General features: G+C 56.2%; 16 protein-coding genes. 9 read left to right on the forward strand and 7 right to left on the reverse strand.

Annotation, left to right across the window (positions count from 1 at the left end; genetic code table 11):
- Positions 1 to 80: 80 nt before the first annotated feature.
- The 5 genes from RBB62_RS02685 to RBB62_RS02705 all read left to right on the forward strand — a co-directional run bounded on the left by RBB62_RS02685 (position 81) and on the right by RBB62_RS02705 (position 6,280).
- The gene (locus tag RBB62_RS02685) at positions 81 to 1,205 is read left to right on the forward strand and encodes an aminotransferase class I/II-fold pyridoxal phosphate-dependent enzyme (protein WP_309396751.1); all 1,125 of its coding nucleotides are present in this window, start codon (positions 81 to 83) and stop codon (positions 1,203 to 1,205) included.
- A 62-nt stretch (positions 1,206 to 1,267) separates the two neighbouring features.
- Positions 1,268 to 3,136, forward strand: coding sequence for a polysaccharide biosynthesis protein (locus tag RBB62_RS02690; RefSeq protein ID WP_309396753.1), 1,869 nt, complete (start codon positions 1,268 to 1,270; stop codon positions 3,134 to 3,136).
- 179 nt (positions 3,137 to 3,315) lie between these two features.
- Complete coding sequence (locus tag RBB62_RS02695) at positions 3,316 to 4,185, forward strand: sensor histidine kinase (RefSeq protein ID WP_309396755.1); 870 nt, start codon at positions 3,316 to 3,318, stop codon at positions 4,183 to 4,185.
- Positions 4,186 to 4,323: 138 nt separating this feature from the next.
- A complete protein-coding gene (gene galE, locus RBB62_RS02700; RefSeq protein WP_309396757.1) occupies positions 4,324 to 5,313 on the forward strand; it encodes a UDP-glucose 4-epimerase GalE in 990 nt (329 codons plus the stop codon).
- A 28-nt stretch (positions 5,314 to 5,341) separates the two neighbouring features.
- Positions 5,342 to 6,280: a UDP-glucuronic acid decarboxylase family protein gene (locus RBB62_RS02705; protein ID WP_309396759.1), complete on the forward strand. Its 939-nt coding sequence runs from the start codon at positions 5,342 to 5,344 to the stop codon at positions 6,278 to 6,280.
- A 67-nt stretch (positions 6,281 to 6,347) separates the two neighbouring features.
- Here RBB62_RS02705 and RBB62_RS02710 read toward each other — a convergent pair whose 3' ends face one another.
- Genes RBB62_RS02710 through RBB62_RS02720 form a run of 3 tightly spaced genes read right to left on the reverse strand, consistent with a single transcriptional unit; the run spans position 6,348 to position 10,194 of the window.
- Complete coding sequence (locus RBB62_RS02710) at positions 6,348 to 7,379, reverse strand: glycoside hydrolase family protein (protein WP_309396761.1); 1,032 nt, start codon at positions 7,377 to 7,379, stop codon at positions 6,348 to 6,350.
- A 17-nt stretch (positions 7,380 to 7,396) separates the two neighbouring features.
- The gene (locus RBB62_RS02715) at positions 7,397 to 9,550 is read right to left on the reverse strand and encodes a heparinase II/III family protein (RefSeq protein WP_309396763.1); all 2,154 of its coding nucleotides are present in this window, start codon (positions 9,548 to 9,550) and stop codon (positions 7,397 to 7,399) included.
- A gap of 5 nt (positions 9,551 to 9,555) precedes the next feature.
- A complete protein-coding gene (locus RBB62_RS02720; protein ID WP_309396765.1) occupies positions 9,556 to 10,194 on the reverse strand; it encodes a hypothetical protein in 639 nt (212 codons plus the stop codon).
- A gap of 247 nt (positions 10,195 to 10,441) precedes the next feature.
- On the opposite strand from RBB62_RS02720, the gene RBB62_RS02725 reads away from it, so the two are divergent.
- Both RBB62_RS02725 and RBB62_RS02730 read left to right on the forward strand, forming a co-directional pair.
- Positions 10,442 to 13,204 carry a heparinase II/III family protein gene (locus RBB62_RS02725; RefSeq protein WP_309396767.1) on the forward strand — a complete coding sequence of 921 codons (2,763 nt, stop codon included), beginning with the start codon at positions 10,442 to 10,444 and terminating at the stop codon, positions 13,202 to 13,204.
- Between the two features lie 84 nt (positions 13,205 to 13,288).
- Positions 13,289 to 14,791 (forward strand): sulfatase family protein, encoded by a 1,503-nt coding sequence (locus tag RBB62_RS02730; protein ID WP_309396769.1) that lies wholly within the window; start codon positions 13,289 to 13,291, stop codon positions 14,789 to 14,791.
- Positions 14,792 to 14,851: 60 nt separating this feature from the next.
- Here the strand turns inward: RBB62_RS02730 and RBB62_RS02735 are convergent, their stop codons facing one another.
- Positions 14,852 to 15,841 carry a polysaccharide deacetylase family protein gene (locus RBB62_RS02735; protein ID WP_309396771.1) on the reverse strand — a complete coding sequence of 330 codons (990 nt, stop codon included), beginning with the start codon at positions 15,839 to 15,841 and terminating at the stop codon, positions 14,852 to 14,854.
- A gap of 170 nt (positions 15,842 to 16,011) precedes the next feature.
- On the opposite strand from RBB62_RS02735, the gene RBB62_RS02740 reads away from it, so the two are divergent.
- Together RBB62_RS02740 and RBB62_RS02745 are read left to right on the forward strand one after the other, a co-directional pair.
- A complete protein-coding gene (locus RBB62_RS02740; RefSeq protein ID WP_309396773.1) occupies positions 16,012 to 18,429 on the forward strand; it encodes an alpha-L-rhamnosidase-related protein in 2,418 nt (805 codons plus the stop codon).
- Positions 18,430 to 18,435: 6 nt separating this feature from the next.
- Positions 18,436 to 19,440 carry an SGNH/GDSL hydrolase family protein gene (locus RBB62_RS02745; protein ID WP_309396775.1) on the forward strand — a complete coding sequence of 335 codons (1,005 nt, stop codon included), beginning with the start codon at positions 18,436 to 18,438 and terminating at the stop codon, positions 19,438 to 19,440.
- 15 nt (positions 19,441 to 19,455) lie between these two features.
- On the opposite strand, the gene RBB62_RS02750 is transcribed toward RBB62_RS02745, so the two are convergent.
- From RBB62_RS02750 to RBB62_RS02760, 3 genes are all read right to left on the reverse strand, one after another.
- On the reverse strand, positions 19,456 to 19,818 hold the full coding sequence (locus RBB62_RS02750; protein WP_309396777.1) for a cytochrome C oxidase subunit IV family protein: 363 nt from the start codon (positions 19,816 to 19,818) through the stop codon (positions 19,456 to 19,458).
- Positions 19,819 to 19,889: 71 nt separating this feature from the next.
- Positions 19,890 to 20,720: a cytochrome c oxidase subunit 3 gene (locus RBB62_RS02755; RefSeq protein WP_309396779.1), complete on the reverse strand. Its 831-nt coding sequence runs from the start codon at positions 20,718 to 20,720 to the stop codon at positions 19,890 to 19,892.
- A 25-nt stretch (positions 20,721 to 20,745) separates the two neighbouring features.
- Entirely contained in the window at positions 20,746 to 22,782 is a 2,037-nt protein-coding gene (locus tag RBB62_RS02760; RefSeq protein WP_309396781.1) for a cytochrome c oxidase subunit I, read from the reverse strand.
- Between the last annotated feature and the right edge of the window lie 20 nt (positions 22,783 to 22,802).

Consider the following 22,802-nt stretch of genomic DNA (forward strand, 5'->3'; position numbering starts at 1 on the left):
TTGAGTCGCAAGGAAGCGAGAAATAGAGATGGTAATATTGCCCAAGGGTTCCAAACTTTCAACTGAAACTTTATTTCTCCATGAGTGAACGGATATACCTCTCCCCCCCGGATATGACGCAGGCTGAGCGCAATTCGCTACTGGCGGCGTTTGACTCGGGCTGGGTGGCGCCGGTGGGGCCGCATTTGACGGAGTTCGAGCAGGCGCTGTGTCGTATTACGGGCGCTGAGCATGCCGTGGCACTGGCCTCAGGGACGGCGGCTTTGCATTTGGCAATGCTGGAGGCCGGTGTTGAACCCGACGATCGAGTTTACTGCTCTACGCTGACCTTTGTTGCCTCGGTCAATGTGATTCGTTACTGTGGGGCGGTGCCTGTGCTGATCGACAGCGAGACGCGCAGTTGGCAGATGGACCCCGAGCTCTTGGCGGAGGCCTTGACGCGCGATGCGGCTGCGGGGTGTTTGCCTAAGGCGGTGCAAGTGGTTGACGTCTATGGGCAGTGTGCAGACTACGCTGCGATTGAGCGTTTGTGCGATGAATACGACGTTACTTTAATCGTGGACGCCTCGGAGGCGTTGGGCGCGACACATGGTAAGCGCGGCGCTGGCTCTATTGGTAAAATGGCCGCATTGTCGTTCAACGGAAACAAACTCGTCACGACATCTGGCGGCGGCGCCTTGCTGACCAATGATGCCGGCATTGCCGAGCGTGCGCGTCATCTGGCCACTCAGGCGAGGGAACCGGTTTTGGAATTTTTGCATGACGCGGTGGGCTACAATTATCGCATGAGCAATTTGCTGGCGGGATTGGGCTTGGGGCAACTGAGTCGGTTGGACGACATCATGGTTCGCCGTCGTGCGATATATGAGCGCTACGCGGCAGAGTTGGGCGAGCTGCAAGGCGTTTGCTTTATGCCCGAAGCTCCGTGGGGGCGGTGCAATCGCTGGTTGACTTGCCTGACGTTGGATGACGCCCGCTGCACGGCTGGCGGGCTCATTGAGTCGCTCAGTGCGGACAATATCGAGGCGCGGCCGGTCTGGCGTCCCATGCACCGGCAGCCGATTTATGCAGACTGTGAAGTGCTGAATCGCGGAGTGGCCGATCGACTTTATGAGACCGGTGTTTGCTTACCGAGTGGTGGCTGTATGACCGAAGAGCAGCAAAGCCGCGTCATTGATGTGGCGCGAAAGTGTCTGAAGGACTGAGCGCGCCGCACGAGAAACTTATTTGCCTAAGCCTTCGAATTACTTTTTTGATTTCATAATTGATGAAACGCGGCATTCGCAGAACACGCTTAATTCATTGGTCGCTGATCCTGGTGGCCGCCGTGTTTTCGCTCTTCCTTTCGTATCAGGTCCGCTTTGATTTCAACATGCCGGACGAGTGGGTGCTGCGGATGGTGGAAACGGTGCAGTGGATCTTGCCGCTGGAATACATCGTCTTTTATGCCTTCGGCCTTTTCTCACCCTTGGGCGCGCGCTTTCGCTGGTGGGACTTTATGCGAATTGGTTTGGCGGTGGGTTTATTGTCCGCGTTTTTGCTCTATTTGTGGTTCATTTTTTCAGGCGAAAAAACGGCGCCGCGCTCTGTGGTTTTAATCAACGGGCTGTTCCTGCTGATTTCACTCAGCTGCATCCTCGCATTATCGGCCAACCTACGGCAAATCCTCACGGGGCACATTGCGGAATTGCCGGTGCGCGCCTCGCGTGTGGTTGTGGTCGGTTCCGGTTTCCTCGCTTATCAACTCGTAGAGCAAACAAGGAAGCGCGGCGGGCTGGGTATGCGCGTGGTAGGCTTGATCAGCACGCGCGAAGGTTTGCGCGAAGGGGAGCATTGGCAGGGGGTTGAAGTCGGTGGGCGAATTAAACAATTGGAGCAAATTTGCAGGCGTTTTGACCCGGACCGCATCATCATTACCGATCCGGAATTGCCCGCTGAGCAGATACGCGAGTTGGTCCGGAAATGCCGCTTGCTGCATGTGCCGTTGCACATTGTACCGAGTGTTCAGGAGATGCCTTATGGCGTGCTGCGCGTGGAGGCGATCCGTCCTGTGGGCTTGGATGATGTCTTGGGGCGCAATTCGCTGGAGATTGACTTGCCGCGCATTCATGGCCTGCTGGCCGGCAAGCGCGTCCTGGTGACGGGCGCCGGTGGCAGCATCGGGAGTGAATTAGCCCGTCAGATTTTGGCCATGCAGCCGAGCAAGTTGTTGATCCTCGATCATTCAGAAGCTTCGTTGTTTCTGATCGAACAGCAGTTGTTGGCGGAGGATGGGGGAGAGTGCGTCCAAGCGGTCTTGGCGGATGTGCGTGATTTGGACACGATGACGTCTGTCTTTGAGTCGGAACGGCCGGAGATTGTATTTCACTCAGCTGCGTTGAAGCACGTGCCGATGATGGAGGCTTATCCAGCGGAAGGCTTTCGGACAAATACGTTGGCGACCAATCAACTTGCGGATCTGGCCGAACGTTTTGGCGTGGAGCGGATGGTGTTTATCTCGACAGATAAAGCGATCAACCCGTCGAGTTTGATGGGCGCTTCGAAGCGCCTGGCGGAGCAACTATTGCAGGCCCGCGCGCGGGGTAATGGTGGTACTGCATTTGTGGCGGTCCGCTTTGGCAATGTGATTGGCTCGTCGGGAAGTGTCGCGCCGATCTTCGAAAAGCAAATTGCGGCCGGCGGTCCAGTCACCGTGACCCACGCGGACGTGACTCGCTACTTTATGTCGATCCCGGAGGCGGTAGGGCTCGTGTTGCAAAGCGCCACGCAGGGAAGTGGCGGCGAGATCTTCATGCTCGATATGGGCGACCCGCTGAAGGTGATGGATGTCGCCCGCATGATGATCGAGATGCGTGGCCTGGAGCCGGGAACGGACATCGAAATAAAAATCATTGGACTGCGTCCGGGTGAAAAATTGTTCGAAGAGCTGAGTTACGATGAGGAAATTCACGATACGACGTCTCACCCGCGGGTTTATCGCCTGACCGCGTCGCCGCTCTCCGGGGAGGATGCTGCGGCGTTACTCGCCCGGATTGAGGGGTTGGTGCAGCGTCAGGACGCGGAAGCCATCAGGACCGTCATGCACGAGGTATTGCCTGAGTTTATTGGGGCTGATCGCGACTCTGCTCATGCCTAAGTTGATATTCGTATATTATCTAAGATTTACAGTTGAAAACTTAATTGGGGTTGTTTCCTTATATTGCTATAGACGCCGCTATTCCATCCAAGGGCCTTAAAGGCAGTCCGACTTTTTTGGGGCTCATATTGTCTGGATGCTATATCATAGCTTCTAGCTCCTATATTATCATTTCTTCCATGATGGTTGCGGACGCCTTTGAGTCCGATTCCGAGGTGGCCTTGGTGGAAATGGCCAAGGGCATTGCCTTTGTATTGGTTACTGGCGTTTTGTTGTTCTTGGGGAGCTGTTACCTCATGAATCTCATTGCGCGGCAATACGAGAAAATCGAAAAACAACGGCGTTCGATTGAAGAACTCGACCGCCGGGCTTCGACGGGGTTGTTGGCCAGTGCAATTGGGCATGACGCCAATAACCTGCTGACGGCCGTGCGTATGTCGGTAGATTTGTTGCAACATGGATTGGGCCCGGAGCGCAGTCGCGCCTTGATTGAGACTATCAGTGGATCGCTTGATGAGCTTGTTGCCCTGAACCGGCGCTTGGTGCGCGGTGGGCAGGCTGATCAGCCGGGTGAGCTGAAACCACGCTGTCTGAAAAATGAATCGGAACGGGTTTTACAGTTTCTGAATCATGAGCATCCCGTTTCTCGCCTAAAGATTTCTTTCTACCATGAAGGGGACTGCACGGTCCCGCTTAACCGCCACCTCTACTTTCAGGTCTTCCTCAATTTGCTGACGAATGTTGCCCGTCATGTCGGGGAGTCGGCGGAAGTGAGGGTGTTCATCCATGAGGCGGAGGGTGTGGTTGTCGTATGTGTTGAAGACGATGGTCCGGGAGTGTCTGAAGAGGAGCGGGAGAACATCTTTGCGCCGTATTATTCGCAACATCCAGAAGGGGCAGGGCTCGGACTTGCTTCGGTGCGGGCCGCGATGCGGTTGCACGAGGGAGAAATCAAGTGTGATGCGTCCAAGCTGGGCGGCGCCAAATTCGTGCTAACTTTTCCCAAGGCGCACAGCGCGAAGCCGGAAACGGCGGAGTGTGCCTGTTAGGCCCGCTTGGGGTTGGAACAAGGAATGTGGGCCGACCCATGAGCAGCGTTAATTTTACCTGCCTGACACACCCTTGACCGGCGTATGAGCCCCTTTGGGGTTGCTTTGAGGGCTGGGGTTTGCCATCAACTGGCAGCTATGAAAGTTTTAGTCGTAGGAGGCGCTGGATACATCGGCAGTCACTGCGTCCGCCAGCTGATTGCGGCGGGCCATGAACCGGTTGTTTTGGATAATCTCGTTTACGGCCACAAAGGAGCGTTGACTCCCGAGGTGCCGTTTTACGAAGGCGATCTAGGCGACAAGGAGTTCGTTGGCAAGGTCCTGAAGGATGAGGGCATTGAGCTGGTGATGCACTTCGCGGCCTATTGCTTTGTAGGTGAGTCCGTAACCGAGCCTTTCAAATACTACGAGAACAACGTCGTCGCAACCCTGCGTCTGCTGGAAGTCATGCACGAAGTTGGCGTGAAGAAGTTTGTCTTCTCGTCCACCTGCGCCACTTATGGCGTGCCGGAGCGCTTGCCGATGACGGAAGATTTGGCGCAGGCGCCGATCAATCCTTACGGCCAGACCAAGCTCGATGTGGAAAACATCCTCAAGGCGCTTAGCCACGCCTACGGCTTGTCCTTTGCCGCATTCCGCTATTTTAATGCCGCCGGCGCCTCGGTGGATGGCTCTATTGGTGAAGACCACCAGCCGGAAACCCACCTGATCCCACTTGTGATCGACGCCGCAGTCGGCAAGCGCGAGAACATCAAAATATTTGGCACGGACTACGATACGCCGGATGGCACTTGCCTGCGCGACTACGTCCACGTGGACGACCTTTCCCGCGCGCACATCGCAGTGTTCGACAAGCTTAGCGAGCCCGGCCAGGCCTTTTTCTACAACTTGGGCACCGGCACGCCAAACTCTGTGCGCGAAGTGATTTCCGCCGTTGAGCGTGTTACAGGCAAGAAAGTCCCGGTTATCGAAGACGTGCGTCGACCGGGCGACCCGCCTGCGTTGTTTGCCGACTCTACCAAGGCACAGACTGAGTTGGGCTGGAAGGTCGAGTTTGATAGCATTGACAAGATTGTCGAAACGGCTTGGAACTGGCACTCGAAAAACCCGAACGGCTACAACGACTAAGCCACAATCTCAGACTACATAAACTACTATGCGCGTACTCGTCACCGGCGGCGCCGGATTCCTCGGCAGTCATCTTTGTGAACGCTTGGTTGCCCAAGGCCATACCGTTATCTGCCTCGATAACTGCTTCACTGGACGGAAGAAGAATATCGAGCATTTGCTCGATAGCCACAACTTCGAGTTTATGCGCCACGACGTGGTGGATCCGTTCAAGGCGGAAGTCGATCAGATCTACAACTTGGCCTGCCCGGCATCTCCGGTGCATTACCAATACAACGCGATCAAGACGATCAAGACGTCCGTCATGGGCGCCATCAACTGCCTGGGCCTCGCCAAGCGCGTGGGTGCCCGTGTGCTGCAGGCTTCGACTTCTGAGATTTACGGCGACCCGAATGTGCACCCGCAGCCGGAAAGCTACTGGGGCAACGTGAACCCGATCGGCATTCGCTCTTGCTACGACGAGGGCAAGCGCTGCGCCGAAACGTTGTTCTTCGACTACCATCGCCAGAACCGTGTGGATATCCGCGTAATGCGCATTTTCAACACCTACGGTCCACGCATGGACCCGCAGGACGGACGCGTGGTTTCCAACTTCATCTGCCAGGCGCTTCGCGGCGAAGACATCACCATCTACGGTGACGGCTCGCAGACGCGCTCTTTCTGCTACGTCGATGATAACATCGAGGGCATGATGCGCCTGATGAATAAGGACGGCATCACGGGCCCGATCAATATCGGCAATCCGGGCGAGTTCACCATCAAACAGCTCGCCGAAAAGGTGGTCGAGCTTGTTGGCGGTGATTCGAAGATCATTTACGAGCCTCTGCCTTCGGATGACCCCAAGCAGCGCAAGCCGGACATCACCCTCGCGAAGCAACACCTCGACTGGGAGCCGACTATCGCTCTGGAGGAAGGCCTCAAAAAGACGATTCCATACTTCGACAAGGTTTTGTCCGAAGCCAAATAACGCTTCTCTGCAAAAAGCATTTCAAACCAAAGCCCGGCCATCACGCCGGGCTTTTTCGTGGACTGATTTAGCGAATTGTTGCGACCAAGTTCCAGCTATCGACGATGCCGCCATCGGGGTTTTTCTCAAGGATTGCATTGAAGAGATGCGTGGGCTGGCCGTTTTCCACGAGCATTTGCGGGCGCTCGCGCTTGGCGAAGGTTCGCTGGGTGCCGTCGGTGAAATCCACGGTGCGGGTGTAGGCCATCGGAGGCGATCCAAGCTCCCAGTGAATCGCGTCTTCAGAATGCAGGTAAATACCAGCCTGCGGCTCGCCCACGACTTCGCCGACCATGTCTTTAACGACCATTTCGAAGCGCTCGCCGGTGTGCCACACATACGGGTCCTCGATGTGTTGATCGGGGTAGCCGACGACTTCGATGGGCTGATCGCTCAGTCGTTGAAACGGCTGGCTCCAATGTGGCGCGCGGGCGACACCTAGACGGAAGCGCCCGGGGAAGGGGCCAGCTGGGTGCTGAACGTTCGCGCTCTTATAAATGAGGGTCACGCTGCCATCGGGCAGCACGCAGGGGGCAGGATTGGAGGTGATGGCCATGTCCCACTCGTTTTCTCGCGGAAGCAGGATGGGCGCATCGAGGCGTTTCCACGGTCCGTAGATGGACTTCGCGGTCGCCATGCCGATGCGTTTGCTGTTCCACGCTGCGACCCATTTTTCGGAAAAGAGCCCCTCGCGATCTGCGGAGTCTGGTCGTTTTCCGGGGTAATTCACGCCGATGTAGAACAGGATATAAGTGCCGTCATGAAAATGAATCGACGGGTTGTGCACGGCACCGGCGTCCCAGCGTCCTGACTCGGGCTCGTGCCCGAAGACGACATCTTCGAACTGATACGGCCCCTCCGGGCTATCGGCGACTGAGTGGATGATCTCGGAGTTTGTTGCCCAGTGCAGAAAGCTAACCTGCTTCGACCAGCGTGCGGTGAAAAGGTGGTAACGCCCGTCTTCGCCGCGAATCGCGCTGCTGCCCCACACCCAGTAATCTGGCTGACGCAGTGCGCCGGCCGGGTTGCTGGGGTGAAAATGGAAAGCGGTATCGGGCATACGAGGAGGCGTTGGCCTCAAGCATCACCATGTGGTGCCTTGTCGCTGCTGGTCAAGCTGATCAGCTGCTTGCCCCCGCGGGAGCCATCGATTTCCGAGGGCGTCTGCAGATCCTTGGAAGGGACCCACTGCCAGGTGTCGTTGATGCCGTCGCCGGTCACGGTCACCGTGCACGAGCCATCGGCGTTTTCCACCAGTTTCGCTACGGCTTGCTTGCCCCAGGGGTCGAGCACGGTCGCAAACTTCACCTTCGATGCCGTCACATCGAACTGAGTTCGGTCCATCAAATGGTGTCCCCAGCGACCGTAGAAGATGTAGTTGTCGATCGCGCCCGCAAAGGGTTGGTCGGCGGAGATTTGGTAGTCGATGCGCTGGCCGCTCTTGCTGGCAATGAAGCCTGTGCCGACGTCAGGGTCGGTGAAGTCTGCTTCCTGCGCAAAGAGCTGGAAGACGATATTGGACTCCATGGGGGCGACTACGTTGTCGAGCAAGAGAATGTATTCGCCGGGCATCCAGATTGCGCTGCGGCGATATTGCTCCAGACCGGGATAGGCGTTGCCCGCTTCGCCTTCGATGATGATGCGGTTTTCGGCACCGACCTTCCAACCGGTCAGGTAGGAGAGGGTGGTCATGTCGACATTTGGCACCGGCTGCGTATAGCTGTCGCCCTCGTTGATCTGGCCCTTGCCATCGACGATGAGCGTGTTGTGATTGGCGGTAAGCTTGTTGGTGAAATACACGCCGGGGTGGAGCACGATGTCGTCGCCTTTGGCGATGGAAACCGAGTTCGCGTCGGGGTCGTCATGCGCGATGTTGACGTAATGGAAGTCTAGCTCGTTGCGGTATTGGTTGAGCGTATAGCCGCCGTAGGGGCCGCATTTGAAGAGCATCAGGACGGCATCTTCGTCCCACGAGTCACGAATGTAGGCCGCGCCCATGTCGGCGAGGAGTTTGTGAGTGGGCAGGTCTTTGAAGGCACCGGGCTTGAGCGTGGGATCGTAATAGAGGAGCATCAGCCACGGGTAGCCAGCGGCGACGAGTCCATTGTCACTCATCGCGTCGCGGTAATACCAGGCTTCCAATGCGGCTTGAGCATCGGCGTCGCGGCTGATGCGCGGGCCAATGAAGAACGCCGGGCTGTAGCTGCCAAAGCCGGGCTTGCCACCCACACGGTTCGGGTTGTCTCCGTAGGTCATGAAGCCGCGTGCGCCGGGAATGTTGGAATAAATTTGCTGCTGCCAGGCGTTCTTAAAGCCGGGCGCCGAAAGGTAATTCGTGCCGGTACAGCGGTCCATCATGGTCGCGGTGATCGCGAGGAAGTGGAAACCGAAAAGCTGGTAGCCAGTGCCCTCGTGGCAGTCGCCATCGTGCGGGAACCACTTCACGAGGAAGTCGATCTCGTCCTTCATTTGCTCAAGCATCCACTCGGCTTCGATGCCGTCGATGTCCTGAATCGCGAGCAGACAGGCAATGGTGCCAGCGGCGCGGTGCCAGCGGTGGTTGTTGGCCGGGTCCTGCTGCCAGTATTTGTGGATGTCGATGGCCTGCTGTTTGTGGCCGATGTAATACATGCGGCGGGCTTTCTCGAGCAGGGTTTGGGCGAATTGCTTTTTAAACTCTGGCTCCAGGTCGTTGGCGACAGCGTCGAAGAGCAGCGCGGCGGCGAGCATGTTGTTGGCGGCGCCCATCGAGCTATCAACCTCCTTGGAGAGCGTCCAGTAGGGCGCGTTTTGGTACATCTCCAGAATCTCGACGATCTTCTGCTTTAGCTCGGGCGTGGGCTCGATGGTGTATGCGTAGGCGAGGTTGGGATACTGGCCGCCAGCGGTGACGAGGGCAGGGGTGTCGCTCTTAACGACTCGGGGCGGGACTCCTTTATCGGCCTTCGCTTTTTTTCCGTTCGCAATGGTCGCTTCCCAGTTGACGCGCAGGATGTCGTTGTCCGGCACAAGGTTTCCGAGCCTGCTCAACTCGTCTTTGGTGAATATGAGGCGCGGGTGAACGCCTTGAAGCTCTGGCTTGAGCTGAACAGTCCCTGCTGGAGCCGGGTCGGCTGCCGGGACGTTGGCGAGGTTGGCCTCGTAGTCGACGCCACCGCCTTTGCCGCCAGCGGCAAAAAGATTGGCCGAAGTGAGTAGGCTGAGGCAACTGAGTGCAATTAAAGTTTTCATGGGGATTAATTGGCGAGGGAGATTTTTTCGATGATGAAAGTATAATTTCGATCGTAGTAGCTGTGGGTGCCGCCCATTTTAAAGGCGACGGCCTCAATCTTGGACGTGTCGTTGAAGGCACCTTGCAGGTAGAGCGCGACCGGAATTTTCAGCGTGGTCATTTCGCGGGGAACGCTGTCTTTGCCGGTGATGACCGCAACGTTGAGTCCGGCGGTGCGCACGCCTTCGGTGTCGAGCATCATGGTGACGAACCAGGGGTTGGCGGGCTCTTCTTCGCGGGTGCGTCCGTTGGGGAAAGTACGCGTTTGGCTACCCGTCCACTGGCAACGCATGACGACGTATTGATAGTCGGTCAAATCTAGCGTTTCCGGGATGCCGCCCGTCCAGCGGATCTCGGGGTTGGCTTCAGTGTTGCTTTTAAAATGGATTTGCAGCGCGCCGTCTGCGGCGAAGTCGATCGTGCAGTTTTTGCCGTTAGGCTCGAGCTGTAGATTGTCGTGGCTGGTGGTTTTGTCGAAAATCACCACGGCGTCTTGCGGTGGCTCGGCGGCGTTGACATTGCGCTTAACGGTGAATGCAGAAACGCTGGTGAGTGCGCACAGTACAAATGATAATATTGTGAATCTAGGGATTGATAGGGGCATAGCCTAAATAGTTATGTAAAAAGAGGGGGTGTCAAGCATGCGTATCGGAATGTTAAGTGATACACTTTTAGTCTTGTCGCCTAACGCGAAAGGCCGACGATGGTGTTACATCTTCTGATTGACCCTTTGTTGTCTATTATCCCCCGCAAATGCTTTAAAAATTCCCACACCGCACGCTGATCTCTAAGACGGCTGCGACTGCGTGTGAATTTACCTACCATACCCACCGACCAATCCCCCCCTTATCATGAAATACCGATCTGCCCGATTCTTATCTGCGGTTGCGTTTTTGGGCGCGACGCTTGTCGGCCCGCATTTAAGCGCAGCGCCTGACTGGAAGCTTAACAAGGCATCGTTTGACGAAGCCAAACTCGGCCCAGATGGCAAGGCCTCCCTGAAAATCGAACCGGGTGGTAGCGCAATTCTCAAGCTGGGCGATGCCGCAACCTCTGGGACGATCACGATGTCCGTCTGGGATGACGGCACGAAAGTTTATGCCGAGAAGGGCAAAAGCGCCGCTGGTCCGCGTTGGGGTGCCAGCAGCAGCGACGGCCGGGTGATTGTTGGCGGAATCATGTATGCGCGCTATTTGGCGGCGGGCGGCTCCTTGTGCATTATCGACGCAGAACCGAAAGATCCGGGTAGTTGGTATGGGCTGAAATATCTGAGCGGCCGCACCAAGACGCCTAAGTGGCAGACTTGGAAGTTCGATTTTAATCCAGATGCCGGCCTACAGATCTACGTGGATGGCAAGGCCGTCGAAAAGAAGCGCTTCGATTGGAACGAAAGCAAGATCGGGGGCATGAATGGCATTGTGATTTATGGCGACGACACCAAACAGCCGAATGCGCAAACGTTCTACGTTGGCGATATCTCGTATCAAGTTGGCCCACCGATGAACGTAGGCCCGACGCCTCCGCCTCCTCCTCCGCCAGTCGTTCCGGAAAGTGATCCAAAGGCTACGCATGTTTATTCGCTCAAGCCAGAACTTCAGGGTAAGCACCCGCGCCTGATGCTCACCGAGGACGAACTGCCGAAACTGCGTGCATTCTATAACAGTGAAGCGGGCAAAATTTATCGTGAGAAGATTGAGAGGTACCTCGGCGCATCCAAGGGGAACCCGGGCAAAAAGTGGCTGACGGATGCGACCGATGGTCAGCGCCAGGGCTTTTGGCGCCTCCCGACCGTGGCCTTGCATTACCTGATGACCGGCGACCAGCAATCGCTCGCTGCTGCGAAACGATACCTCGTTGCCTTCAACGAGCAACCGCATTGGGAACTGGGCAACGAGCGAGACAGTGGCATGTCGGCAGCGAATATTATGATCGGCGCTGCGCTTGCCTATGACTGGATTTACAACGACCTCGATCCAGCGTTCCGCAAGGAATTTGGTGAAAAGCTGCTCTGGCATGCGCGCGCCATGTATTACGGTGGACACCTGAAGGGGAATCCTGCCCTGCATTACTGGCAGAACGATCCGGCGAACAATCACCGCTGGCACCGTAACGCGGGCATGACGCTTTGCATTCTCGCGGTTTACGAAGGTCGCGAGGATCAGCAATGGATCCTGCAAAAGACCGTCGAAGAGCTGGAGTTTATTAAAGGCTGGCTGCCGCATGACGGCTCCTGCCACGAAGGCCCGAACTACTTCACCTTTGGCGGGAACCACCTGACATGCGCCTTTGATGCGGCGGACATCGCTCTGGGCACCGATTTGATGCAGGCAGAATATTTTAAGTCCGCCGGACAGTTCCGCATGGGCACGCTGTTGCCATCGATGACCGGTATTTTTTCGTTCGGCGACGGAGGCAAAAGCTCGCTTGGTACTTATAACAATTTTCTGTTTGCTGGGGCTGCGGTCAACAAACAGGCAGACGTCAAGGCGGGCTTGTTAGCCTTTCAGGAGGTGGAGCCCAAAGCCTTTCTCTACGGTTGGTTCTCCCTGCTCTGGGATGATCCAGACTTGAAGCCGGGTAATTTGAACAACCTGCCCACTGACAGTCTTTTTGAGGACGTGGGTTTTGCCTCGATGCGCGAGAGCTGGGAAAAAAACGCTGTGGCCGCATCCTTTATTTGCGGACCGTTCGGCGGCTACGACTTGCTCAAGTTCGCCAATGGCGGACGCGATTATGTGAACGTAGCGCACGACGATCCTGATGCGGGTGAGTTTATCATTGCCAAGGGCGGCATCACCTTCGTGAAGACCGATGGCTACTCCAAGCACAAGGCGTCGAAGAATCACAACACGATTCTGATCAACGGGCTTGGTCAAATGACCAAGGGACGGCCGGAAGGAGGTGTGTGGTCGCAGCCGACGACTTCCAAGGGCACGGAAATGCTGCAAATGGCTTACGTGACTTCCTGGAAGAGCACGGATAAGGTTACCGCGATCGAAGGCGAGTCCTCCGGTTCTTACCTCTCGTATTCCAGGAAGGGCAAGTCGCGCCCGGATATGGAGCGCTTCCGCCGCAGCTTCCTCTGGGTGGAAGGCGATTACATTCTCGTGCTCGACGACATTCGCGCCCCCGAAGAGGTGGAGATCGATTGGCTAATCCAAGGCGATGCCATCAATGCCACGAGTGAGTCCGAAGGCCGTTTCCAATTCGTCAGCGAAGGCGAAACGATGGACATGCAGCTCCTCAGCGAAACCAGCTTGTCTACTTCGGTGCGTTTGTCTCCGGCTGACAATCGTGGCAAAGTGATCGGCCACCGCCAACTGGTCGCCAGCACCAGGGCGAGCCACACGCGCTTCACGAGCGTGTATGATGCATGGGGCAAAAGCGTGAGCGTCGACTTCAAGTCTAATGGGCAGAATCAGGCGACGGTCACAGTCACTGGAAAGGACTTCAAGGACGTCTGGACTTGGAATGCCGCGAAGGACAACGAAACCGCATCCACCATTACGGTAGAGCGTGTCTCCGGCGACAAGACCGGCTTTCCATTCACCATCGATGACTCCAGCAACTGCATCTATTGGAAGCACGTGGAAGTCGCCGATGCGGCCCATTAATTAAGTCGATCATCTGCGATTTAACTTTGTCCGGCATCGAAATTTTGATCGATGCCGGGCATTCTTTTCTCTTTAATCAATCATATGACTTCATCGAATCGCCCCAATGTTCTCTTCTTGTTTACCGACCAGCAGCGCGCCGACACTATTGGCGCATTGGGCAATCCGGTGATGCAAACGCCGCACCTCGACCGTCTTTGCCGCGAGGGAACGGCGTTTACCTCGGCTTATAGTCCGTCGCCAGAATGCGTTCCTGCGCGGTGTAGTTTGATTACCGGTGCTTACGTGAGCCACACCGGTTGCGCATCGAATGGTCAGGCCATGCCGTCAGAGGAATCGACGCCAACATTTATGTCGCTCTTGACCGAGGCGGGCTACCGCACGCATGGCGTTGGCAAGTGCCACTTTACACCGGATAGCACCGCGATGCGCGGCTTCCAGACACGGGAAACGTCCGAGGAAATCATCCCATCCGATGGGCAAAGCGATTATTTCGAGCACGTGGCCGAAAGTGGCTTTGCTCACGTGATGGAGCCTCTCGGCGTGCGCGGCGAAATGTATTACGTGCCGCAACCGGCGCAGCAGCCGGCGGAACTTTGCCACTCGCATTGGGTTGCCGACCGGACGATCAATTTTATCGAAAAGCAGAAGGATGACGCGCAGCCCTGGCTTTGCTATGCGGGCTTCATTCACCCGCACCCGCCGTTCAATCCGCCCAATCCGTGGCACAAACTTTACCGTGCGCCGGACATGCCGATGCCGCACATGCCGCTGGGTTTCGAGGCGCTGCAGTGCTACATCAACCGCTTCCAAAATCGCTACAAGTATCGCGACCGTGGCTACGACCTGAACCTGCTCCGTTGCTTACGCGCTTACTACAACGCCTGCGTGAGCTTTATTGATTACCAGGTCGGGCGCATCATTGCTTCACTGGAGGCCAGTGGTGAGCTCGATAATACGCTCATCGTTTACTCGTCGGATCACGGTGAATTGCTCGGTGATTTCGGTAGCTTTGGCAAACGTAGCTTCCACGACGCAGCCTCCAAGGTGCCGCTGATTGCGCGCTTGCCTGGGCGTTTCGTCGCTGGCCAACAATGCGAGAAGCCTGCGAGCTTGATCGACATTGCTACGACCGTATGTGGCGCAGCGGGCGTTGATCGCATTGATCAATTCGATGGTGTGGACTTGGCGGATTTGGCCGCAGGCAAGTCTGACCGCGACACCGTCTTCATGCAGTATCAACGCGGCTCCGATACGCTGATTAGTGCCGTTAGTGAAGACTACAAATACACTTGGAGCGCGCCGGATCAGCGGGAGTATTTGTTTAAGCGCTCCGATAGTCCTGAGACGCAGGATTTGATCAGCGTCGTTGGGCACACTGGCGCGCATCAAGATATGAAGCGTCGCTTGGTCGCCCACGTGCGTGACGGCTCATACGCGGATGAACTCCTTGACGATCAGGATCAGTTTGTTTCGTTGCCGCCGAAGCAAATGCCAGCCAACCCCGATGCGTTGCTGTTTTATCAAGATCCGCCGAACCACACGGTCAAGCTGCCAAAGGGCTACACGCCTAGGCCAATTGAATGAGCGCGCACGAAAAAGCCGCCGTTGATTGACGGCGGCTTTGCGTTGCAAAGTAAAGTAGGCCTACCACGTCACGGCGACGGTTTGTCCGTTGGGCAGTGCGTTCACGAGTATCTTCCCGTCCTTGACGCTGGTTTCCAGGGATTGGCCCGAGGCGTCGGTCGCCTTGGCGGATACGGCTCCAGTCTCGGGGATGACCACCGTGAGCGGATGATTGAAAACAGCTTTGTCTTGCAAAGTATGAGTGAGCTTAAACGTGAGAGAGTTGCTCGTTTGGCTCGTCACGTCCAGCGTCGCGGCGTCACGCTCATAAACATAGCGGCCGACTTCGCCCAGTGGCGCAATCCAGATGACGTGTTCTTTAGAGACGACCCATTCACAGTGTGCCTTGAATTCCTCTTTGCTTTTGAATGGTGAGTAGCCATTCACGACGGAGTGGATAACCGGGATGAACCACTTGCCCTGGCTGACCGATTCTTCGATTTGAGCACGAGTTTTATGATCGTCCCATACGCGCTTACCCGCACTCCCATAGCCCGCTTTGATGGCATTGGGCAGCTTCTCTGATTTTCGAAAGAAGTAGTGTTGTTCGTAAATGATCGCTTCAATTTCCGGGTTGTTCTTAGAGCCACCGGGCATGGCAAAAGAGACGGATTGCTGGCCGGTATTTTGTTCAATCAGCCTCCCGCCGCCGTTAATTTTTTGGACTACTTGCTCAATTGGAATTTCGTGAAGGCGCGGTTTAATGGCGTCGTGGGTGCCAAGCTCGTGTCCATGCTCGACCATGCTCTTCGCCTGGTCCCAATGAATTGATTGGCTTGGGATTGTGTCGACGCGTGTGGGGATCAGGAAAAAGGTGCCCTTGATGCCGAGGGGGTCGATAATTTCCAGGGCGTCATCGACTTCGTGTTGGAAGCCATCATCGAAGGTGAAGCTGATGGCACCTTGCTTGTCATTGTAGTAGGGCGCTATGTAGGGCGCGGATGAGTTGGCAATGGCGCTACAACCAACGCTGATAACGGCCATCATTGCAAGTGAGCGTAAGGGGGGCATCTTAAAGATTTTGGGTCGAGATTAGGCTGGATATGTCGTTTTTTTGAAGGATCATACAAGTGATTATGGCAATGCGTCAATCTTAGAGTTGTATGGCTAGCTCTGAAAACCGTTTAGGAGACGTGAGTTTTGTCTGGCAATCTAACGCTAATGGTTAAAGTTGAAAGCGTATGAGCCACCCCGATTTCCGATATTTATCTGCTCCGATTGAACGTTTGTCTGGTGACGCGAATTTACAGGTAGGGCACCCAGCTGAACGTGCTTCCTGGGTTTGGGCGCCCAATGTTCCTAGCACTGGAACGGTATTTCTGGAGTTCTCGCTGGAGTTCGATTGGGCGGAAGAAGAGCGCCCACTGGATATTCACGTGACGGCAGACCAACGCTTTCAACTATACCTGGATGGCGAGGATATCGCCTTTGGTCCAGATAGATGTGACATCCTACACTGGTCGGTATCTTCGCTACGCATCCCCGTGAGTAAAGGCCGCCATCAACTGAAGGCGTTGGTCTGGACGCTGCCCCTGGCCAGTGAGCCGACGCCGAGCCCTGATGAGGAGAATCAGCTCGTGGAGGCTGAGCCGATTGCGCCAATGGGGCAAATGTCTTACCGTGGCGGATTTTTACTTTGCGCCGCAGAGTTAAGCGACTTCGAGGTACTAAACACTGGGTTGGCTCCCTGGCGGGTTCGTGACATCAGTGATGCCGTTTCACTCAAGCGAATAGAGGGGCTGAGCTACCACGATATCGGCCCGTCCTTTACGATCAATTTGCAAAAGTGGAACAGCATTGTTGAGCCGACGCCGGTGGTGGAGATTCGTGCGCCTCTGAAAAGCCAAAAGACTGGTGTGTTGCGTCAGGGGTGGGTGTTGGATAACACTTACATACCCGAGCAAGCACGCATTAAGGTGGCACCCGGGAAGGTGCGCGGTTTGCGTTCCATTTCTGAAGATGCCTGGACCGAGAGCTCTGAAGCCAGTGAGTTGACTGCCTGGCAGGCATTACTTTGCAATGCAAAGCAAATTGAAATTCCTGCGAACTCAGCGATCGAAGTGCTGTGGGATTTTGAAGAATATCTTTGCGGTTATCCATACTTGGAAGCGACTGGGGCAGGTGCAACCATTGAGATTGAATGGGCAGAGTCACTTTACCATTGGCCGGAAGGCGAAGTCTTGGAGGCAGATTGCCCGAAGGGCAACCGCAGCGAGATAGCTGGTAAATACTGGCTAGGGTTTGGCGATGTATTTGAGTTGTCCAGTTTGGCCAGCAAAGTCACTACCCCGCTGATTTGGTGGCGCTCGGGCCGCTACTTGCGCGTTCGTTTTCGCACTGGCAACGACTCTTTGTCCGTAACGCGTTTGCAAGTTGTTTCGACGGGATATCCCATTCGTATGAATGCGCGTTGGCAGTCGAGTGACGTAGAGTGGGATGGCATCATGCAACTCATGGCGAAGGGTTTGGAGTTTGGTGCGCATGAAACTTGGACGGACTGCCCCTACTACGAGCAAATGATGTATGTCGGCGACACACGTTTGCACGGACTGTCGAACTACGCGTGCTATGAGGACGATCGGCTGACTCGTCGCGCGATTGAGCTCTTTGATTGGTCTCGCATTGGCTCAGCTGGGGAGTTGGTTTCCGAGCGCTATCCTTGCCACTTGCGTCAAGAGTGCTCCACTTATGCGATGATGTGGGTGTGGATGGTTCATGACTTCCTCATGTGGCGGGATGACTTCGACTTCGTCCGTGCGCGCTTGCCTGGCATGCGTAGTTTACTGGAGTCGTTGTTGCCGCTCATCACCAAGGAAGGTGTGTTGGGGCCTATTCCGGGCTGGCCGTTTGTGGACTGGGAGCGCTCGTGGGATACTGGTTGCGGTCCGGGGGTGCGAGAAGGTGATTCATCGATCCTTTCATTGCATCTGGTCATCACACTCAAGGCAGCGGCTGACATTGAAGCTGCTGTTGGCGAACCGCTGATGCAGCAGCGGTACTTGGAAAAAGCGGAAGAGTTGATCGACGCCGTGATGCGTTTATACTGGGACAGCGAACGCAACTTATTCCTCGATTCGCGTTTGTCCAGTCAGACCAGTGAGCATGCTCAAGTCCTGGCGTTACTCACTGGTATGCTGAGCGAAGAGCACGAAGCTGCATGCCTGGACGCGCTGCTCAACACATCGCTCGATGCACATTGTACGATCTATTTCTCTCACTATCTGCTCGAAGTGTTAACGCGCTATGGGCAAAGCGAGGCCTACTTTGACAAATTAAAATTCTGGCGTGAATTGCCAGCGCAAGGCTTTGTCTCTCTGCCCGAGGCACCAGAGCCTTCACGCAGCGATTGTCATGGCTGGGGGGCGCACCCGATGTTCCATAGTTTCGCATCGGTGGCGGGCGTGCGTCCAGCAGAGCCTGCCTTTGCGAAGATCCGTGTGCAGCCAATGCCGGGGCCACTGGAACACTTCCGTGTCGTGATGCCGCATCCGCGAGGTGAAATCGTGGTGAGTGGCAAACGCGAGGCTGGTCGCATGAGAATTGATGTCGCGGCGCCAGCAGGCATTGAAATCGATCTCGACGAGTGTTACTGCATCTAGTTTCGCATGAAAGCAACATTCCCTGAAAAAACGTATTTTCAAGGTGCGATTAGCTTTGAGCGAGGCGCTGATTACATTCGCCCTTGGCGTTTGCCCTACGAAGAGTTCGCGCTTTTTGAGCCGGAAGAATCCGTTCCGGATAAAGCCGGGCGTGCCGCTGGCATTCGTTTACGCTTTCAAACGAATAGCCCGATTGTTGAGCTGGAAGCAACCTGTACGCAAGATACCTTCCCGCTGATTGACTTAGTGGCGGAGAATCAAATTCTGGCGACCAATGGGCCGGTGGGCAATGGCGAGGTTTTTCGCTTTCCGGGTTTGGATGGAGAGCTGCGGACGTATGAGCTGTGGCTCCCGGTGTTTTCACAAGTGCGGGTGAGAGCATTGCGCGTAGCCGATGGCGCGACGCTGGAGCCAGTTGCTGACGAGCGAGTTCGCTGGTTGACCTACGGCAGTTCGATTACTCATTGCCGCACGAGTTACAGCCCGGCTCGTGCTTGGCCAGCCACGGCGGCGCGCGAGCTGGATCTTAATTTGACCTGCCTTGGCTATGGTGGTAATTGCCATTTGGAGCCGATGGTTGCCCGCATGATTCGCGATCAAGCAGCGGACATCATTACCCTGAAGCTGGGCATCAACGTGTATGGCAGCGGCTCTTTGAATATGCGCACGTTCCGCCATGCGGTTATTGGGCTGGTGAAGTTGATTCGCGAGAAGCATCCTGAAACGCCCATCGGACTCATTACACCTATTTACGGTTGCGAGCGCGAAGAAAGTCCGAATGGAGTGGGCATGACTCTTGAAAATTATCGCGAAGAATTGCGCGGTGCTTACAAGGCCTTGAAGTCACTTTGCGATGCAAAGTTATTCTTGTTTGAAGGAACTGAGTTGTTTGGAGAGGATGAAAAACAATTGCTACCGGACAACTTGCACCCGAACGGCGAAGGCTATGAGTTAATGGGGAAGCGGGCGGCTGAAAAAATTCTCCCGGTCTTACTCGATGCTCGAGCTTAGTCCCTGCGGTTACCGCTATGCGAGGTTGCTCGCGTAGCTTGTAATCGAGGCGATGTCTGCCAGATCGACATCGTCGATTGAGAACAATGCCAGCAGTGCGATCATCGTGCCGGTGGCGAGGATCATGCCCGCCATGAATAGCCAGAACAGCAGCTGCTTGTCGTAGATCAGGTGCATGAACCAGAGAATAACCGCGAAAAACTTAATAACCGACAGGACGATGAGGACGCTCATCACGATGCTTGCTGCCCAGGGCAGGAAGATGATGACGATCTCAATGCCCGTGAGCACCGCCAGCGCCATTGCGAGGTTGAAGAAGGTGTGGTAACGCGCGTTTTCAAGGATCGCGGCTTCTTTCCAGGTGGTGGCGTGGGACATGGAGTGGGAGGTTAAAGCTTTAAGATTTAAGTTTAAAGTGGGGTGTGAACGGATAATTCGAAACTCGCTAACTAAAGTTCGATGTATTCGACGAGATAAACGACGGTGAAGATGACGATCCATACGATGTCGACGAAGTGCCAGTAAAGGCCGGCTATTTCCACATCGATGGCGTTGCGCGGGGTGAGGCGCCCAGAGTAACTGTAGATCAGCATCGAGAATAGCCACAGCACGCCGATGGCTACGTGGGTGCCGTGGGTGCCCGTCATCACGTAAAATGTGGAGCCAAATACGCTGTTTTGCAGGCTGAGCCCGGGCACCTTTTTCAGCTCTTTAAACTCGGTGAGCTCGTAGCCGTGGTGTTCGTGGAGGAAGTTGGCTTTGGCCGCTGCGGTGTCGGCGACGTCGTGGAAAACGCCTTCGTTCGCCTCGGTTCCAGAGACTTCCTCGCCCGCGGCGTTGGTGGCGGTCCATTCATACCAGCCTTGCCCGTGGAAGAAGTGCTGGAACTCATACACCTGGCCGCCGAGGAATATGAGGCCGAAGAGGATGACGCCAAAGGTGTAGCGACGGAAACTTTCAATCGCGCCCTTGTGCATCGCGGAGACCGCGAGCGCCATCAGGAACGAGCTCATCAGCAGGATGAACGTCGAGAAAGACGTGAGCTCGATGTCGAAGGTGCCGGTGATGTCCACGGCGCCTTCCTGTGGATGGCCGAAGGGGTAAAGCTTGCGGTAGATGAGGTGTGTGGAGATCAGCGTGCCGAAGAACATGCAGTCCGACGCGAGGAAGAGCCACATGATGAGCTTCTTGTTCTCGATGCCGGTATTGGTATGCGAGTCGGCGTGGATTTCTTCCAGCAGCTTGTCGTCGAGGGGTGGGTTGGCGGTTTGGGAAGCCATGGGTCAGATCAAAAGTTGGGCAGGGTTAGTGGGCGGCAGTGGCGACAGGGGAGTCCGTGGGTTTTTTAGCGGCTTCGCCGTCGTGGGGCGGTTCCAAGTGATAGCCACCGGGGCCTTCGAGCGCCCAGAAGTAAATGCCAACGACCACTAGGCCGAGGCCGGTGATGACGCAGTAGCCGGCAAAGGGAACGCCTGCCGCGTAGAACGCCATCGAGGTGCCAAAGAGCGCGAAGCCAAAGCCGCAGAGCAGTGGCCACCACGATTGGCTGGGCATGTGGATGCCGTGGCCATCGTCGGGCTGGTAGTCCATTTTCTTGTCACCGTGCTTGTGGACCCAGTAGCAATCGCGGGCTTGGACAATCGGCGTGGCGGCAAAGTTGTACGCGGGTACCGGGGTGGGGGTGGACCATTCCAGCGTGCGGCCGTCCCAGGGGTCGGCAGGGGACTTCGGGCCCTTAACGGCGGTCCAGGCCAAGTTGACGAAGCAGAGGAAAACACCGATGCCGAGAATGAAGGCACCGATCGTGGCGACGAGGTTCCACAGGTCCCAACCCATGTCGCCGAGGTAGGTGTGCGTGCGGCGCGGCATACCGGTGAGGCCCAGGTAATGCATCGGGAAGAAGGTGATGTTGAACCCCGCAATGACGAGGACTGCGGTCAGGTAGCCCAGTTTCTGGTTGGGCATGCGGCCGAAGATTTTCGGCACCCAGAAATAGAGGCCGGCCAGCAGGCCGAGGAGCACACCGCCGAGGAGCACGTAGTGGAAGTGCGCGACAACGAAGTAGCTGTCCTGCTGTTGCGCGTCGGCGGGGGCAGAAGAGTGCATGATGCCGGTGAAGCCGCCCATCATGAACATCCAGATGAAGCCCAGTGCGAACACCATCGGCACGGTAAACTTGATGCGGCCGCCCCAGAGCGAGCCCATCCAGTTAAAGATCTTAACGCCGGTCGGCACGGCGATGGCCATGGTGAGCAGAGAGAAGGCGGCAGTGGCGATCTTGCCCAGGCCGGTAGTAAACATGTGGTGCGACCAAACGGCGAAACCGAGGAAGCCGATCACCGCGCCCGAGAACACAATGATCGGGTAACCGAAGAGCGGTTTCTTGGAAAAGGTCGGCAGGATTTCCGACACGATGCCCATTGCGGGCAGCACGAGAATGTAAACTTCCGGGTGACCAAACACCCAGAACAAGTGCTGCCAGAGTATCGGCTGACCGCCGTTTTCGATGCGGAAGAAATTGGTGCCGAAGAGGCGGTCGAACATCAACTCGGCTAGTGCGATGGTGATGGCCGGGAACGCGAAGATGATCAGGAAGCTCGTGATGAGCGTCATCCAGGTGAAGACCGGCAGGCGCATCATCGTCATGCCTGGCGCGCGCATGTTGAGGATCGTCACGATGAAGTTGAACGACGCCGCGAGCGAGGCGATGCCGAGGATTTGCAGGCCGACAATCCAGAAGTCCGTGCCGATGCCGGTGTATTCGCGGCCAGTCAGCGGCGCATAGCCGAACCAACCACCGGCGGGTGCGATTTGCGAGAGCGGTTGGTCGGCGCCCATGATTGTCAGCGAGTCGCCAAACCAGCCAACGGTGTGCGCAAACTGGAAGAACCAACTGACATTGAGCACGGTGGCCCCGGCAACAAAGGTCCACAGCGAAAAGGTGTTGAGTCGGGGGAAGGCGACGTCGCGCGCGCCAATTTGCAGTGGGACGAGGAAATTAAAGAACGCGGCTGAGAGCGGCATGACGCCGAGGAAGATCATCGTCGTGCCGTGCATCGTGAAGAGCTGGTTGTAGAGCTCGGCGGTGATCAGGTGGTTTTCCGAGGTGGCCAACTGCGCGCGGATGAGCAACGCTTCAATCCCGCCCACGAGGAAGAAGAACATCGCGGCGGCACCATACATGATGCCGATCTTCTTGTGGTCCACCGTGGTTAGCCAGTCGATGATGCCGCTGTGACGATCAGGGCGCGTCAGGCCAAGGTGGGACTTCTCCGGCGCGAGCTGGGTCTTGTCCGCGACGGCGTGGTGATGATGGGGGTCTGCGACGTGGGTGGCGCTCATGATTTAAAGTGGGTAGGTCG

It is taken from the genome of Cerasicoccus maritimus, assembly GCA_031296935.1.
Lineage (GTDB): Bacteria > Verrucomicrobiota > Verrucomicrobiia > Opitutales > Cerasicoccaceae > Cerasicoccus > Cerasicoccus maritimus.

Coding starts and splice junctions, on each gene's coding strand:
- RBB62_RS02685 (WP_309396751.1), top strand. CDS start 81: ATGAGTGAACGGATATACCTCTCCCCCCCGGATATGACGCAGGCTGAG.
- RBB62_RS02750 (WP_309396777.1), bottom strand. CDS start 19,818: ATGTCCCACGCCACCACCTGGAAAGAAGCCGCGATCCTTGAAAACGCG.
- RBB62_RS02690 (WP_309396753.1), top strand. CDS start 1,268: ATGAAACGCGGCATTCGCAGAACACGCTTAATTCATTGGTCGCTGATC.
- RBB62_RS02695 (WP_309396755.1), top strand. CDS start 3,316: ATGATGGTTGCGGACGCCTTTGAGTCCGATTCCGAGGTGGCCTTGGTG.
- RBB62_RS02755 (WP_309396779.1), bottom strand. CDS start 20,720: ATGGCTTCCCAAACCGCCAACCCACCCCTCGACGACAAGCTGCTGGAA.
- RBB62_RS02730 (WP_309396769.1), top strand. CDS start 13,289: ATGACTTCATCGAATCGCCCCAATGTTCTCTTCTTGTTTACCGACCAG.
- RBB62_RS02710 (WP_309396761.1), bottom strand. CDS start 7,379: ATGCCCGATACCGCTTTCCATTTTCACCCCAGCAACCCGGCCGGCGCA.
- RBB62_RS02740 (WP_309396773.1), top strand. CDS start 16,012: ATGAGCCACCCCGATTTCCGATATTTATCTGCTCCGATTGAACGTTTG.
- RBB62_RS02745 (WP_309396775.1), top strand. CDS start 18,436: ATGAAAGCAACATTCCCTGAAAAAACGTATTTTCAAGGTGCGATTAGC.
- RBB62_RS02735 (WP_309396771.1), bottom strand. CDS start 15,841: ATGCCCCCCTTACGCTCACTTGCAATGATGGCCGTTATCAGCGTTGGT.
- RBB62_RS02725 (WP_309396767.1), top strand. CDS start 10,442: ATGAAATACCGATCTGCCCGATTCTTATCTGCGGTTGCGTTTTTGGGC.
- RBB62_RS02760 (WP_309396781.1), bottom strand. CDS start 22,782: ATGAGCGCCACCCACGTCGCAGACCCCCATCATCACCACGCCGTCGCG.
- galE (WP_309396757.1), top strand. CDS start 4,324: ATGAAAGTTTTAGTCGTAGGAGGCGCTGGATACATCGGCAGTCACTGC.
- RBB62_RS02715 (WP_309396763.1), bottom strand. CDS start 9,550: ATGAAAACTTTAATTGCACTCAGTTGCCTCAGCCTACTCACTTCGGCC.
- RBB62_RS02705 (WP_309396759.1), top strand. CDS start 5,342: ATGCGCGTACTCGTCACCGGCGGCGCCGGATTCCTCGGCAGTCATCTT.
- RBB62_RS02720 (WP_309396765.1), bottom strand. CDS start 10,194: ATGCCCCTATCAATCCCTAGATTCACAATATTATCATTTGTACTGTGC.